The 14,766-nt window shown below is 57.2% G+C and carries 6 protein-coding genes and 1 pseudogene; 5 read left to right on the top strand and 2 right to left on the bottom strand.

Features of this window, described 5'->3' with window-relative positions:
• Positions 1-4 precede the first annotated feature (4 nt).
• The 5 genes from AC4ANE_RS11330 to AC4ANE_RS11310 all read left to right on the top strand — a co-directional run bounded on the left by AC4ANE_RS11330 (position 5) and on the right by AC4ANE_RS11310 (position 10,735).
• Positions 5-5,254 carry an RHS repeat-associated core domain-containing protein gene (locus tag AC4ANE_RS11330; protein ID WP_460408928.1) on the top strand — a complete coding sequence of 1,750 codons (5,250 nt, stop codon included), beginning with the start codon at positions 5-7 and terminating at the stop codon, positions 5,252-5,254.
• Between the two features lie 356 nt (positions 5,255-5,610).
• Complete coding sequence (locus tag AC4ANE_RS11325) at positions 5,611-6,165, top strand: fimbrial protein (RefSeq protein WP_031594896.1); 555 nt, start codon at positions 5,611-5,613, stop codon at positions 6,163-6,165.
• A 107-nt stretch (positions 6,166-6,272) separates the two neighbouring features.
• Positions 6,273-7,019 (top strand): fimbrial biogenesis chaperone, encoded by a 747-nt coding sequence (locus AC4ANE_RS11320; protein ID WP_031594897.1) that lies wholly within the window; start codon positions 6,273-6,275, stop codon positions 7,017-7,019.
• A gap of 36 nt (positions 7,020-7,055) precedes the next feature.
• Positions 7,056-9,572: a fimbria/pilus outer membrane usher protein gene (locus AC4ANE_RS11315; RefSeq protein WP_031594898.1), complete on the top strand. Its 2,517-nt coding sequence runs from the start codon at positions 7,056-7,058 to the stop codon at positions 9,570-9,572.
• A gap of 47 nt (positions 9,573-9,619) precedes the next feature.
• Positions 9,620-10,735 carry a fimbrial protein gene (locus AC4ANE_RS11310; RefSeq protein ID WP_031594899.1) on the top strand — a complete coding sequence of 372 codons (1,116 nt, stop codon included), beginning with the start codon at positions 9,620-9,622 and terminating at the stop codon, positions 10,733-10,735.
• A 41-nt stretch (positions 10,736-10,776) separates the two neighbouring features.
• Here the strand turns inward: AC4ANE_RS11310 and AC4ANE_RS11305 are convergent, their stop codons facing one another.
• Entirely contained in the window at positions 10,777-12,309 is a 1,533-nt protein-coding gene (locus tag AC4ANE_RS11305) for a hypothetical protein (RefSeq protein ID WP_031594900.1), read from the bottom strand.
• 89 nt (positions 12,310-12,398) lie between these two features.
• A pseudogene (locus AC4ANE_RS11300) lies at positions 12,399-14,596 on the bottom strand (autotransporter outer membrane beta-barrel domain-containing protein).
• Positions 14,597-14,766 lie beyond the last annotated feature (170 nt).

The raw sequence follows: 14,766 nt of genomic DNA, 5'->3' as shown, positions 1-14,766 counted from the left end.
CTCCATGGCTGCTTCTACTTCCGTGCACTCCAACGCGTTCAATTTCATGAGTTGTCTGAAAAGCGGCGTTGACCCGCGCACCGGGCTGTACAACATATCGATCAGCATGCCCGAACTGCAAAGCAATGACCTGCGCGGACCAGGGTTCCGACTCGACCTGTCCTACAGTCAGCTAAATACGCTGGACAGCGGCTATGGCAAGGGCTGGAATCTACAGGTTTCGCAATACAACCCTGCCACTCAGATCCTGTCCCTCAGCACAGGCGAGACCTTCCGGGTCGACGGCACCGGCAGCAACGGCCTACGGACGATGAGCGAGAAAAAAATTGACACCTTCCACTTCTACAAGCGGGACGATACGTCCTACCGGGTGGTGCACAAATCAGGTCTGGTGGAAATCCTCGAGTTGCACATCAGCGGCAATAAAAGAATGGCCTGGGCGGTGAAAATCATCGCGCCGTCCGGGCACAGCATCACGCTCAAGCACAAGCCGTTCAACAGCAGCACCTACAGGCTTGCTTCGATCACTGACGACCTGGGTCAGACACTGTTGGAAATTGCACGCAGCGACGATTTCGTCGAGCTGAAGCTGCATCCGTATGAAGGCATTGGCGGTGCTCCACTGGCGCGCTTTTTGATGACCCTCGCCGGCACCGACAAACGCGTATCGCGCATCACCCTGCCCACCGAGAATAATGCGTCATGGCGCTTTGAATATACCCCGAAGAACGACCAGCAATTGTGCGTGAAGCATGTAGAGACACCGTCTGGAAGCAGCGAAGATGTTTACTACCAGGATGAAGGCCATGCGTTTCCATCCAGCGCCGCTCGCCAGCCCATACCCAGAGTGACCAGGCACGTCATCGATCCCTGCCTCGGTCAGCCAAAGGTCGATGTGCGATATACCTACAAGGACGGCCAGCAACGCTCACGAAATTTTCTCGGTGCAGGGCTGACCATCGCCTGGGAAGACAACGGCCTGGACAACCTTTACAAAACCTTGCAGGACTACAGCTATGTCTGTACCGAAAGCCTGTGGGTCGACAGCAAGGCCGTGCGCAGCATAGAGCGGACCTTCAACCGCTTTCACTTGCAGACCCTTGAAGTCACCACCCAGAACAACAACCAGCAAACGGTCACGACCGCCTATAACATTCGGCCGGGCGAGCGTTACTGCATGCAGCCCAACAATTGTCAGCTACCCAGCGAAGTCACCACCCGTTGGCAACGGCTGGACGAGCCTGAGCGGACGCGCACAGAAACCGTCACCTATACCTATGACCTTTACGGCAATCCGCTGGTGCATACACGCGCCGACGGGATCAAAGAAGTCAGCAGCTGGTACCCGGCCGGCGGTGGCGACGGTTGCCCGGCCGATGCGGAAGGGTTTGTCTCCCGACTGAAAGAAAAAGTGGTCAAACCCGCGCCATCGTCGCAGTCCGGGGCCCCTACCCTGTCCACACGTTATCGCTACAGCACGCTGCCTGCACTGACCGGCAGCGAGTTACCCGACTGGATCGTGCCGGAAACCGAAACACTGCTGCAGCTTGAAAGCGATGGAACCTCTGTGGAGTTGCAAAAGATCCTGCTGGAGCATATCAACCAGCCGGACGCGCCTTTCCAGCATGGTCGAACCGGGAGAAATATCGAGTCCCTGAATGGAAAGGACACCGTTACCGTCTACGAGTACAGCCACTCCAGCATCAGTCACAGCAACAGCAACAGCAACAGCACCAATAGCAGCAGCCGCAAGAAAAAGGGTAAGGGCAAGATCAGGATCAAGATCAAAGGCAAGGGCAAGGGCAAGGGCAAAGACCGGATCAAGATCAAGATCAAGATCAAGGGCAAAGGCAACAACAAGAGCAAGGGCAACAGCAAGGGCAACAGCAAACACTTGCAGGTCCCGGTACAGCTGATAGAGATCACCACTATCGGCTTCGACAACACTCGCATGAGCAAGCAGCAACAGCAGTCGTTGTTGACCGGCCAGGTGCTGCTGACCCTGGAAGAAGGCGTGGAGATCCGCTATGTCTATGACGCGCTCAACCGGCTGACCAAAGAAACGATCGCACCGAATTCAAGTGCTGGCTATGAAGCCAGTCGCGAGTACGAGTACACCCTGTGTTCCGATACGGGACAGTGGGCAGAACAAGTGCTGACCGACGCCCGCAAGGTCAAGACCCGCTCTGTCATGGACGGCCTGGGCCGGGCAATACTCGAGGAACGGGACCACATCGACAGCAATGATCTGCAAGCAATGTGCGTGATCCATACAGCGCAATACAACGCCTGGAACAATGTGCAATACGAAACGGATTACGACTGGTTCGACAACCAGCAACTGTTCGCTATGCAAAACACCTACACCTACGACGACTGGAACCAGCAATCTGTCATTGCCTCGGATCACGGCATGCAGACTCACCAGTACCACGACCCCATCGGCAGTAAAGAACATAACGGTCCTGTTCAGAAGACCTGGGTGCAAAGCGGTGACGCAGAACCTCTGATCAGTGGTCGTAGCGAGACCTGGCTGAACATGTTCGGCAAACCGGACAAGATCAAGAGCCAGGACGCAGCAGGAAAAGATCTGGGCTCACAAACTTTTCTCTACGACGGAATTGGACGCTGCACGGAACAGACCGATGCGTCAGACCACAAAACGCAGTTCAGTTATGACGCCTGGTCGCGCATGGTCAGCACACGCTTGCCCGATAGCAGCGAGGCACATCGTGAGTATGAACCGTTCAGCACCACCGAGCTGCCGACCAGCCTGAACGTGATTCATCCGGACGGTATTACCAAAACCGCGGCAGGCAAACAGACGTTCGACGGGCTCGGGCGTCTGACACTGGCCCAGGCAGGGCAACGTATCGAGCATTACGAGTATGAGGACGGTCACCGGCAGATCAAAACCCGCAAAACGGCCAAGGGTGATGACATTAGCTACACCTACAACCTGGCACTCACCGATCAGATCGTCTCCAGTGTCTCCAGTACTGCACCGGATGACGCTGCCCGTTTCGAGTATGACAACGTCAGTGCCCGCCTGATCTCTGCCACCAATAAGCAGGGCAAGCGCACTTACGCATATGACGCGCATAACCAGCTGACCAAAGAGACCTGGGAAGATCTGCAAGGCCGGACCTGGCAAACCCTTCATCGGACATCCTTGCAGGGCCGTGCGATGTATCGCACCGATGTCGAACAAAAAGACGTCAAAAACCCGGTTAAAGGTGTAGTCAAAGGCCGGAGCAAAGGCGGCGTCAAAAACAGTGTCAAAGGCGTTGAAACGATTTACCGGTATGACACGTTCGGCCGACTCGAAAGTGCCGTTCAGGGCAACGTGGAGGTGACCACCCGTTATGACACACTGGGTCAGCCCTGCGAGATGACGACCCATGACACAGTAGCCGGAACCAGCCTGGTAAACCGTATTGAATATGATGACCAGGGACAGGAAGTTCTCAGAACGCAGAATGCCGGCAATCACCCTGTACGTACGCTGACACAGCAATGGCAACCCGACGGGCTCATGCAAAGCCGTCATTTGCAGGAAGCGGGCAACCCGCTGCTGCTGGAAGAGTTCAAGTATGACGCTCGAGGTCGTCTGAGCGGCGTCACCTATTCAGGCAGTAACCGGCCAGTGCACGCATCCGGCAAAGCGATCATCAACCAGACGTTCATCTTCGACGAGCTGGACAACATGACCCTGACCACTACCAGATTTGACGACGTCAGCAATGAGGCCGGCTTCAGCACTGAGACGGCCATTTTCCGCTATGGCAAAGAAGGGGACCCCGATTCCAGGGACCGATGCCAGTTACTCGGCATCACCTACCGGCCTCCACGGGACACACCGCACCCGACGTTCAACTATGACGCCAACGGCAATCAGTCCGCTGACGAGCATGGCAACCTGTTGTACTACGACAGTGAAAGCCGCCTTGTACGGACGGACAAACCGACAGGTGAGCCGATCAACACATACGCTTACGACAGCCATGATCATCTGGCCACCACCCGCAATGGCAGTGACAGCGAAATACTGCGTTTTTATCAGGGCCAGCAGTTGAGCAGCACGGTGCAGGACGACCGACGAACTCAGTTTCTGCACATTGACGAGCAACCCATAGGCCAGCAGACCATCGGAGAACCTGCCGAAACCCTGCTGTTGCTGACGGATGCGAACCAGAGCGTTATTGGTGAGTTCCAGCAGGACACGTTGCGAACAGCTGTCTACAGCGCCTACGGAGAACGCCACAGCGATGACGCGCTGCTCAGCGTCGCTGGGTTCAACGGCGAGGTATGCGAAAAAGACACGGGCTGGTACCTGCTGGGCAATGGCTACAGAGCCTACAACCCCGGCATGATGCGTTTTCACAGCCCCGATTCCTTGAGCCCCTTTGGCGCAGGTGGGGTCAACCCCTATACCTATTGCCTGGGCAACCCCATTGCCTGGCGCGACCCCACCGGGCATGACGCCAGCTCCCAGAGCGGCAGGCTGCGACGGCCCGACGAGAATGCGATACCGGCAGAGATGCGGGGGGACCTGGGCCTATGGACCTGGGTCTCGCTCGCGGCTGGCGTAGTGTTCACGCTACTCAGTTTCTACGCGACAGTTACCACGTTTGGAATAGCCACCCCCGTCACGGGCCCTATAGCATTTCTAGGTTTATCGATGACCTCATACGCGGGCGCCAGCATTACAACCGCGGTGTTGGCGACAGGAACCTTTATCAGTGCTGCATCAACGGCTGCCAGTACTTATGGTGCAGTGACGGGAAACACCAAAGCCATGCAAGCAGGGCAATACCTCGCCTATATCGGGGCCGCTGTAGAGATCAGTGGGGGGATATTGAGACATACGCTTAAAAGAGCGGTCCATGCTGCGGTCCACGTTGGGGACGATGTAACCAAGCCGGTATTGACGGGCAGACTATTCAGGTTTTTGAACAGGTCGAAGTCCACGTCTGAGGATGGGGCTGCTCCAACGAATCCAGCGAACTCAGGCGCAGGTAACTTAGCAGAGAATACGTTGATTCCAAGAGCGGTCGGGAAGTCAAAGCCTGTGCCACCGCGACCCAACCCGCGGCCAAGGACAGGCCCTTACGCCAGGCGCGACCAGCAATTGGTAACTAATGAAGCATCACCCAGCAGCCCTTCATGGCTGGCACGAAGGACAGCTTTTACAAAACAGCTTGGCGAATTAGGACAGAACGTATACTTGGTTACATACATGATTCGCAGGTGAGAGAACCGAACTTCCCGCCGCCGATAAAAAGTCCATCGCTGTCGGCGGCATTTCAGTCAACGCCTCTATTTCCATACCGTTACATTTGCCCTTCGGATTCTCTGCCCGAACAGACAAGCACAGACCCATGAAAAACCCGGAACAACGTAAAAACTCAAGATTTTAAATGTATGACACTAATTTAGGAAATATCCTACACCTCCCGCCACTAACCAAAGCCCGCCAGAGACTTCGCAACTAACGCACCTGCTGTAAACTCCCGCGCCGTCATGACGCACAACACAAACCGTCTCTCAAGACACCATAAATAGTTACATTTCCACTCTTGTAACGTTAATACTTATAAGGTTTTTATCGTGAATAAAATGCTATCTGTACTGGGCCTTGCTCTGGCGACCACACTGACCGGCACTGTCGCATCCGCCAACTCCGGCACCATCCGTTTCGAAGGCAAGATAACCTCCACCACCTGCCCTATCGAAGTGGTCAATCCGGGCGATGGCTCTACCGGCAACCTGGTTAACATGGGCTCTATCGAGGCCAGCCGCTTCACCCGCATCGGTGACGAACTGTCTGGCAAGAGCTTTGCCCTGCGCGTCAATGACAACGGCAACTGCGGCCTGGCGAGTGGTAACTTGAATGCGGCCAAAGTCACCTTCACCGGTGACGCGGACAGCAGCGGCGACTACTTCGGCGTCACCCCTACTGCCGACGGGGCAAAGGGCGTTGCGATTGTCATCAAGGACCAGACCGGGGTCTCGATCAAACCAGGCGACACGTCGGCGCCTTACACACTGGTCGAAGGTGGTGTCACCGACATGGTGTTCAACGCCTACTATCGTTCGACAGCAGCTACAGTTGAAGCCGGTGCTGCCTCGGCGGATGTCCAGTTTGTTGTCGCGATTAACTGATACATCGACCCACTCGCTCACTGTGTAAGGATCGATAGTCTTTTCACGTGAAGCATCTTCAATACGTTCAGGTCCGTTTCGGATCTGAACGTACAAGGTAACTTTTCATGATGTGCCAACAGTCTTTTAAAAGACCTGCGCTCGCGGGGTGCACGATATTATTCATGTGCGCAGCCTATATACCTGCCAGCCAGGCAGCACTGACCGTCAACGCAACGCGCATAGTATTCGATGGCGACAAGCGCAGTACGTCGGTGGTCATATCCAACCCAAGTGATCGGCCGTTCGCGGTACAGACCTGGGTAAATACGGAGGCAGACGACACTGTCACCGTCGTTCCATTCGCACCTTCGCCGCCACTTTTTCGCCTTAATCCGGGCAAGGAACAACACGTACAGATCAATGGCCTGCCCCAAGACCTGCCCTCCGATCGTGAATCATTGTTCTACTTCAACGTGCAGGAAATACCTCAGGCCAACTCTTCGCAAGGCAATGTACTGAATATTGCCCTGCGTACCCGTATCAAACTGTTTTATCGCCCGGCTCTGCTGACTGACAACCCCACTGCCCGCCTCAAGGACCTGCAATGGTCGGTCCGGCAGATTGCCGGCAAGGCAGAGCTGACCGCCATGAATCCGACGCCCTTTCATGTGTCGTTCATTCGCCTCGACGTCTCCGGCGGTGGCAGGACTGAAAAGGTCAGTGAAGTCGCCATGCTTGGCCCGTTCAGCTCTCGCCATTACAAGCTCAACGAAACGAAAGCGGTACCGGGCCTTCAGGTGGTGTTTGCCGCGATCAACGATTACGGCGGCTACAGCCAGCCGCTGACAGCTACGGCCACGCTGACCGACTGAAACAGCGCAAGCCCGCTTCATCCCAGGACATTGAGCATGACCCTATTACCCGATTCCGGGCTCATACCAGTGCGCCTGCGCTTTATGCAGGTGCTGATTGTGTGCGGCAGCGTTACCGTTGTGCTGGAGCCGACCAGAGCGGCAACCGCCGTCAATTTCCAGCCTGGCTTCCTGCGTCAGGGCCAGAACTATGACAGTGCGGCCGCGGCCAGCGTGCTGAACCAGTTGTCAGCTGTCGAGAGCCTCGGGCCAGGCGAGCATTGGGTAGAAATCCACGTCAATATGCGCTATTTCGGCCAACGTCAGATCCGTTTCGATGCCGACCCACAAGGCAACGGCCTGCTACCCTGCCTGTCGCCGGAGTTGCTGGAGCAGATCGGCGTACGTCTCGGCAGTCTGGCCGACCCGGCCTTATTGCAAGTCGCCTGTGTCGCGCTGGGGCAACTGATTCCGGACGCCAGGGTCGTACTGGACGGGAGCAGACTGCAACTGTCGATCTCGATACCGCAGATCGCCATGCGCCGCGATGCCAACGGGCGAGTGGACCCGGCGCTTTGGGATTACGGCATCAACGCCGCCTTCATCAATTACCAGACCTCGGCGCAACAGACGACCCACAGGGAGACAGGCACCAGCAGCAGCGCAGACCTGTACCTCAACACCGGTATCAACCTAGGATCATGGCGATTGCGCAGCAATCAAAGCGTGCGTCAGGATGCACAGGGAAATCGCGAGTGGACCAGAGCCTATGCCTATGCACAGCGCGACCTGCCCGGCACGCACGCTAACCTGACCCTGGGTGAAACCTACACCGGCGGCGATGTCTTCCGGAGCGTGCCGATCAAGGGCGGGTTGATCAAAACCGATCAGGAGATGCTCCCCGATTCCCTGCAGGGTTACGCACCGGTGATTCGTGGCGTTGCGCAAAGCAGGGCCAAACTGGAAGTGCTGCGCAACGGATACCCGATCTACTCCACATATGTCAGTGCCGGCCCCTATGAAATAGATGACCTGAATACGGCGGGCAGCGGCGAACTGGAGATCGTGCTGACCGAAGCCGATGGTCAGGTACGGCGCTTTACCCAAACTTACTCGACCATGAGTAACCTGTTGCGCGAAGGCGCCTGGAAATACAGCGCAGCCCTGGGCCGCTTCAACGGTGCCTACGCCACCGAGCATCCCTGGCTGTGGCAAGGCACGCTGGCCGTTGGAACAGGCTGGAACTCGACACTTTATGGCGGACTTATAACCAGCGACTTCTACCACGCCGCTGCACTGGGCGTGTCACGGGACATGGGCACGCTGGGGGCGATGGCATTCGATGTGACCCGGTCAAGCGCCAGCATCGACCAACCCGGTCAGTCCAGCGCGCAAGGCATGAGTTACGCCATCAAGTATGGCAAGGCGTTCACTACCCAGACCAATCTGCGCTTCGCAGGTTATCGCTACTCCACCGAAGGCTATCGGGATTTCGACGAAGCCGTCAGTCAGCGCAGCAGCGACGCTACGTTCACAGGCAGCCGCCGAAGCCGCCTGGAAGCTTTGGTTCATCAGAGAATCGGCTTACGCAGCAGCGTTGGTCTGACGCTGTCGCAACAGGATTACTGGGGCAGCGATATCGAACAGCGACAATTTCAATTCAATTTCAACACCCATCGTGCCGGGATCACCTATAACTTCTACGCCTCACAGTCACTGAGCGCAGCCAGTAGTAGCCGCGGCAACGACCGGCAGTTCGGCCTGAGCATCTCGATGCCCCTCGACACCGGCCATTCGAGCAATGCCACATTCGACCTGCGAAGCAGCGCCAATCGCCACAGTCAACGGGGCAGCCTGAGCGGCAGCCTCTATGAAAACCGCGTCAACTATCACGCCAGTCTGAGCAACGATGACGGCAAGCAGCAAAGTGCAGGCCTCGCGGCCGGCTATCAGGCGCCCTTCGCCAGCCTCGGCGCCGGTGTGACCCAAGGCAATGATTATCGAAGTGCATCAGTCAACGCCAGTGGTGCCTTGTTGCTGCATGCGGACGGCATCGAGTTCGGCCCGAATCTGGGCGACACCATCGCCCTGATCGAAGTACCCGATACACCCGGCGTTGGCATACAGAACGCTACCGGTGTCAGGACCAATAGTCGCGGCTACGCATTGATGCCCTATCTACGTCCCTACCGCCATAACCCGATCACCTTGCAAACCGACCGACTGGGGCCCGAGGTGGAAATCGATAACGCCAGTACTCAAGTAGTACCTGCCAGGGGTGCCGTGATCAAGACCACTTTCGCTGCGCGCACGGTGACACGCCTGATCATCAATGCAACCACTGACGGTGGCAAACCGTTGCCATTCGGTGCCCAGGTGAGCGATGCGCAGGGCAACATTCTGGGCATCGCAGGTCAGGGCGGGCAGATTTTGCTGTCCACCGGCATGCAGGCACAAACCCTCGATGTCCGTTGGGGTGAGAAAAGCGACCCTCAGTGTCATCTGCACATAGACCCCGCCAGCATGCCTCTGGCCAAGGGCTACCGAATGCAAGACATGACGTGTGCCCAGTGACATCAGGTCTGAGCCATCCGCGACATTGTTATTTCAGGAATCCCCCCATGAACTTTGCATTGAACGCCCTGCTCCCCAGTCTGATCCTGTTGGGGACCAGCTATAGTGCTGCGGCTTATTCCGACGTACCGGATGACATACCGAGCAACGATTGCTATTGGATTTCCCCACCGGGAATAAAAGATTACCGTCGCGACATCGGCACGCTCTACGTCCCGAAAGACGCCGCAGTGGGCACCTTTATCGGCAGCATCGATATGCTTCACGCCACGCCAGACAAGGCAGGTCTGGAGGCGGCCTGCAGAAATGACGGCACGGCTCTTCTGGAATTCAATGCAACGGCTACGGTTCCGATATTTCCTGGCACGCTGGAGCCGATAAACGGGGAAGACCTCACAGGCAAGATACTGCAAACCAATATTCCGGGCGTCGGAGTGCGGATAAGACTGGGGTATCCGTATGACAGGAACTGCAGCAATTGCTTCACGCCTGTAGGAGGAAGCGCCTCCGTTCCGTTCATCGGCCTAAACGACCACCAGAAAATGCTCACGAGCCTGCCTTTGGTTCATTTGCACAACTATGTAACGCTGGTCAAGACCGGACCGATCCCCTCCGGACCCAATGTGCTCAATGGCAGCGAACTGTTCTCCGGAAGCGTGACAACGCTTGGCAGGATCATGAAGTACGGGCTAACCGGCACGATACTTCAGGCACAGTGCAGCGTTGGTGCAGATCCGGTCAGTGCCGACCCGGTGCAGTTGGGTGAGTGGGACAGCGCGGACTTCACCGGTCCCGGCTTCACCACACCGGCGGTGCCCTTCAGTATTGCGTTGAGTAACTGCGAGACCTACATGGACGCAGGCTTCGTGGCAACGGCGCATATCCAGCTCGATGGTGTCGAAGGCTCGGTTCCCGAGGGCCCTGTCGGCAGCGGGGTTTTCACCCTGACCAGCGACTCGGACGCCAAGGGCATGGGGATTCAGATTCTCAAAGGTGATGGAGTCACGCCCATGGAGCTGCAGACCGAAGTGCCAATGATGGTGATCACACCCGGTAACGTTGTGCTGAACTTTTACGCCCGCTTCTACCAGACACAGGCCAGTAGCGCGATCCGGCCGGGCAAGGCCAAAGGGGCCCTTAGCTTCACGATGACCTACAAGTAGCAATGCGCCGTGGACTGCCAACCTGGCGGTCCATGACCTCCTCAGGGGTACAACGTTGGTCTGAGCGAAGGGAAAGACTGCCAGGAGAGCGTCTGGTCGAAACTCACACGCACCCGGACATCCAGCTGAGTGCCGAGATTAAATGCCTTCAAATCCGTTTTGCTGATAACACCGGCGTCGATTCTATCGGCCACCCGCGGCACCGGGTATTCATCCAGAACGTTAACGATCAACAACTCTTTATCAGCACCGCTGACACCACGCACATCAATGGTGATGAACTGGTCAGTGCCCATGAATGACCAACTGTCGAGCGTGAACTGTGCGTAGCCTCCCTCGGGAATGTCCTGCAGGCTCAGAATCGCTCCGGAGACCTTGTCACACTGCACGACTGGAAAGCCTGTCATCCCCAGAATAGTCAGAGTATGCCGGTCCGAACGATAAGGTGGGTCGGCGCTATTTTCGAACACCTCGTAGTACACCGGGATCGCCTTGCCGAAATGCTGGGCAATCTGAGTGGAAGGCACGTTGAACAGCCTCGAGTCTGCTACCTCCGTAAGAAAGGAACCCACACTACCGGGCTCGGCCCACTGAACGCGGACGGTGTCACCGGGAGCAATCACGGCATTCTCAGGTATCGATACCACTGCGCCCCGATAAGCATCTACCGGATCGAGCGTACTGGCGCTTGGCCGGCCTGTGGCCTTCTGAACCCGAGGGGGTGGCAGCACACGGGGTACTGGCTGAGCGCACACCAGCAGCGAAACAGCCAGCGCACGGGGCCCGGCATTCCCCGAGCGATCCTTCAGCCTGTAGGACACATAACGCATGCCATCGCCACTCTCTAGAACCATTTGCTTATCGAAGGCAATACTAATCGTGCTACCGATGTCGGACGCTTCAAGCGGCAGGGTTCCGGTGTGCTCCGATCCCGTCGGCGTACTGCTCCAGTACCAGATAACGAGATCCCCGGGGCTCGGCGAAAAATACGCGGGCACTTCGGCCAGCACGGTGTCGTCATGAGTGTTCAGCCAGGCCGCGGTGAGACCGTCGCTGACGATTTCCTGCGGAAAAATCAGCGCACCTTCGTCTTCGAATATCGGTGCCGTTTTATCAATGACAAAGGCCAGTGTTTCGGATTCAGTCAGCATCTGGTTCGCGGTCTCGACGCTATAACGGAGTCGATGCCGGCCTTCGCCAAGGCGTTGCTGCGCGATCATGATGAACAGATCGACAGGCTGTACAGGTCCGGTCCAGACCTTCTCGTCCAGCAGCTCGTCATTCCAGTACACGCGCAGATACTCAGGGTAGTCCAGGCTGGGCTCGGAGTTTTGCCACATGGGAAAATCGACCCGCAACGGCACGAGCCAGGCACTGCTGGGAAGCAGATTGGGTTCGCCGCCGGGTACGTCAGGGAGGAGTTCGGCGATCAAGGGCGGCGCAAGCAGCACGCTCTTGCGCCATGAAGCCGGCCAGAAAAGGATTCTGATCCGTTCGATCCACTTTGAAATGACAGACATGAGCCGGGCCTCCAGCACGAGAAAGCGGTGGCCGACCCGTTTGCCGACCGCCATGCCCGTCAGTTAACACCCTGTTTTTTTTTGCGGATACTGGCACAAGTGATAGGACCGTTGGCGCATCAGCGCCAGTCGCTTCACTGTCGCTACCAGCTGTAACGCAAGCCTGCACTGGCACCCCACGGCTGTTCGATGGCATCGCTCTGTTGCTGTAATCGAAATCAACATGCAGCTGCAGGTTGTCAGACAGCGACACCGAAACGCCCGCACCCAATTCGCCACGGGAACCAGAGAGGTCGTTATTGAACATGTTGTCGTTGACCCTGACTTCGTTCCTGTTGACGAATTCGTGAGCCACGGCAACCCGCACGTAAGGTTGCAGCGTACGTCCCTGGCCCAGATCGAAACTGCTCCCCGCCGTCGTACCGATCTTGCCGAGCAGCGACCGGCTGCGGTCACTTTCAGCATGCATACCGTTATCCAGTGCATAGTCCTTACCCTGAACGACCAGGCCCGCCAGTTGGGTATAGGGTTCAAGAAAATAACCGTTGTTCAGTTTGATGTGCCGACCCAGCTCCAGCGACGCGCCAACCCCCAGATTGTCGTAGTTGCCGCGCGTGCGGGAACCATCGCTGAGATTGACTCTGCCTTTGTTTTTGAACTGATTGAGTTTGATCACGCCATCGATGTAGTAGCCACTCTCGCTGTCCAGCCATGTGCTGTAAGCGCCCAGCGAGTAGCTGTCGACCTTGCCACTGGCACCGTGATCCAGACTAAGGTCGGACGTGCTCTGCCCGATCATGAAACCCGCCAGCCATTGCCCCGACCCCATAGGCAGCTTGCCATCTGCGCCAAGAGCAACACCGCTCTGAACCTGCTGATATCCGAAGCCCGAGGCGTCGGCGACATTGAATTTGTTGCCGTAGGTACGCATCCAGCCGCCGGAACGGGCCTGGTCCATGCGCAACTCACCCATGCGCGAACGCAACGTGCTCAACTCCCCATACCAGACCGTCGGCGCCGTATTGAACAACGCCATGACGGTCTGTGCGGCCGGGCTGATGGTCCGGGTTGCGGTGTCCAGATACCAGTCGTTTGCGCCATGCTTGATCAGGTCATAGGACCAGGCGCCCAGATCCACGGCACCGCCTGCCAGGGAAAAACTGGCATCGCCGGCTGCGGCATGTACTACGTGCAGAGAGGTGTCACTGAGAGGATCGGTACCGGTGCTGCCGATAAGCAAGGAATGGCTGCCGGTTGCATTGCCGGTGATATCCAGAAAGTCTGTGGCCGCGCCGCCGAAATCCACGTCCATCATGAACGTGCCGCTCCCTGACAGGCTTGCAAGTGACAAGGTGTAAAACGAGGCCGCGTCACCAAACCTGACCGACCCGCCATTCATGGACACGTTACCCACCTGGCTTTTTTCGACCATCGTCCACTGCCCCCCGCTGGCGAGCGAAAAACTGGCGACGTTCTGCAGACGTCCGGTCAGGGTTGCATTGTTTTGTAATACCAGACCGGCAGTACTGCCTGCGTCAGCGGATATATCGCCCAGCAATTGACTGTTGTCGACGGTCATGTTGGCTGTAGAACCGTTGATCAGCTCCAGTATCTTGCCGTTGCCGCCGGTCAGCGTGGAGCCATTTTTGACGAAAATAGTGGCAGTGGCAGGCGCCCCGGTGGGCGTTCCGACAATCAGTGCCGAATCCGTGACACCTTCGACCCGGGTCCCTTCCAGGGTCAATAGATTGCTCGAAGGCACGCCGGGGTCGGCGCGCATCCGGATGCCATATTGCTGCCCGGTGATGGTACTGTCGGACGCCTTCACCGTGGAGTCAAACATCTCCACGCCTCTGCCGTTGGTACCCGTGGCCGTTACTGCGCTGCGCTCCAGTGTCAGATTGGCGAGCGAGCCAGCATTCACGCCACGATTGGTTGCCGTGATGGTACTGCCGATGACCGTTGCCGTGGAGCCAACCAGTTGCGCAGTGTTATTGCCCATCCCCATACCATCCGCGCCACCCGTCAGCTGGCTTCCGGTAATCAAGGCATTTGCCCCGGTCAACGAGACTGCTGTGCCGGTAGCCGCGCTGACCTGACTGCCATTGAGTATCAACTGCGCGCCGGTGACTGTAGATATTTGCAGGGTGGTCGCGCCATTGGCGGTCAGCACCCCATTGCTGCCCACCCGATAGCTGTCCAGCGGGGTCGTGGCATCAATGGTCGCGGGGCCATTGACAGAGGTTTGCGCAAAGACAGGACTGCTGGACAGGAAGGGGGAGAGAAACGCCATGATCTTTAGTGTTCGTGAGAGCGGAAGCAGCGCGAATAGAGCATTCATTATGATGTATTACCTGAATGAAGCGGCGTTGAACCCCGTGGTCCTTGCCCGAACTCGGCCACGAGAAAGAGGCCGGAAGACTACGGGGATCAAACTGAATGCTCTGTAGGACGTTTCCTATGTAAATGTAGGGAGGCTCTGGTATTGAGGCTCTGCCAATCGTTAATTTA

It is taken from the genome of Pseudomonas sp. Pme6b (assembly GCF_058129925.1).
This window is presented reverse-complemented; position numbering and strand designations above follow the sequence as displayed.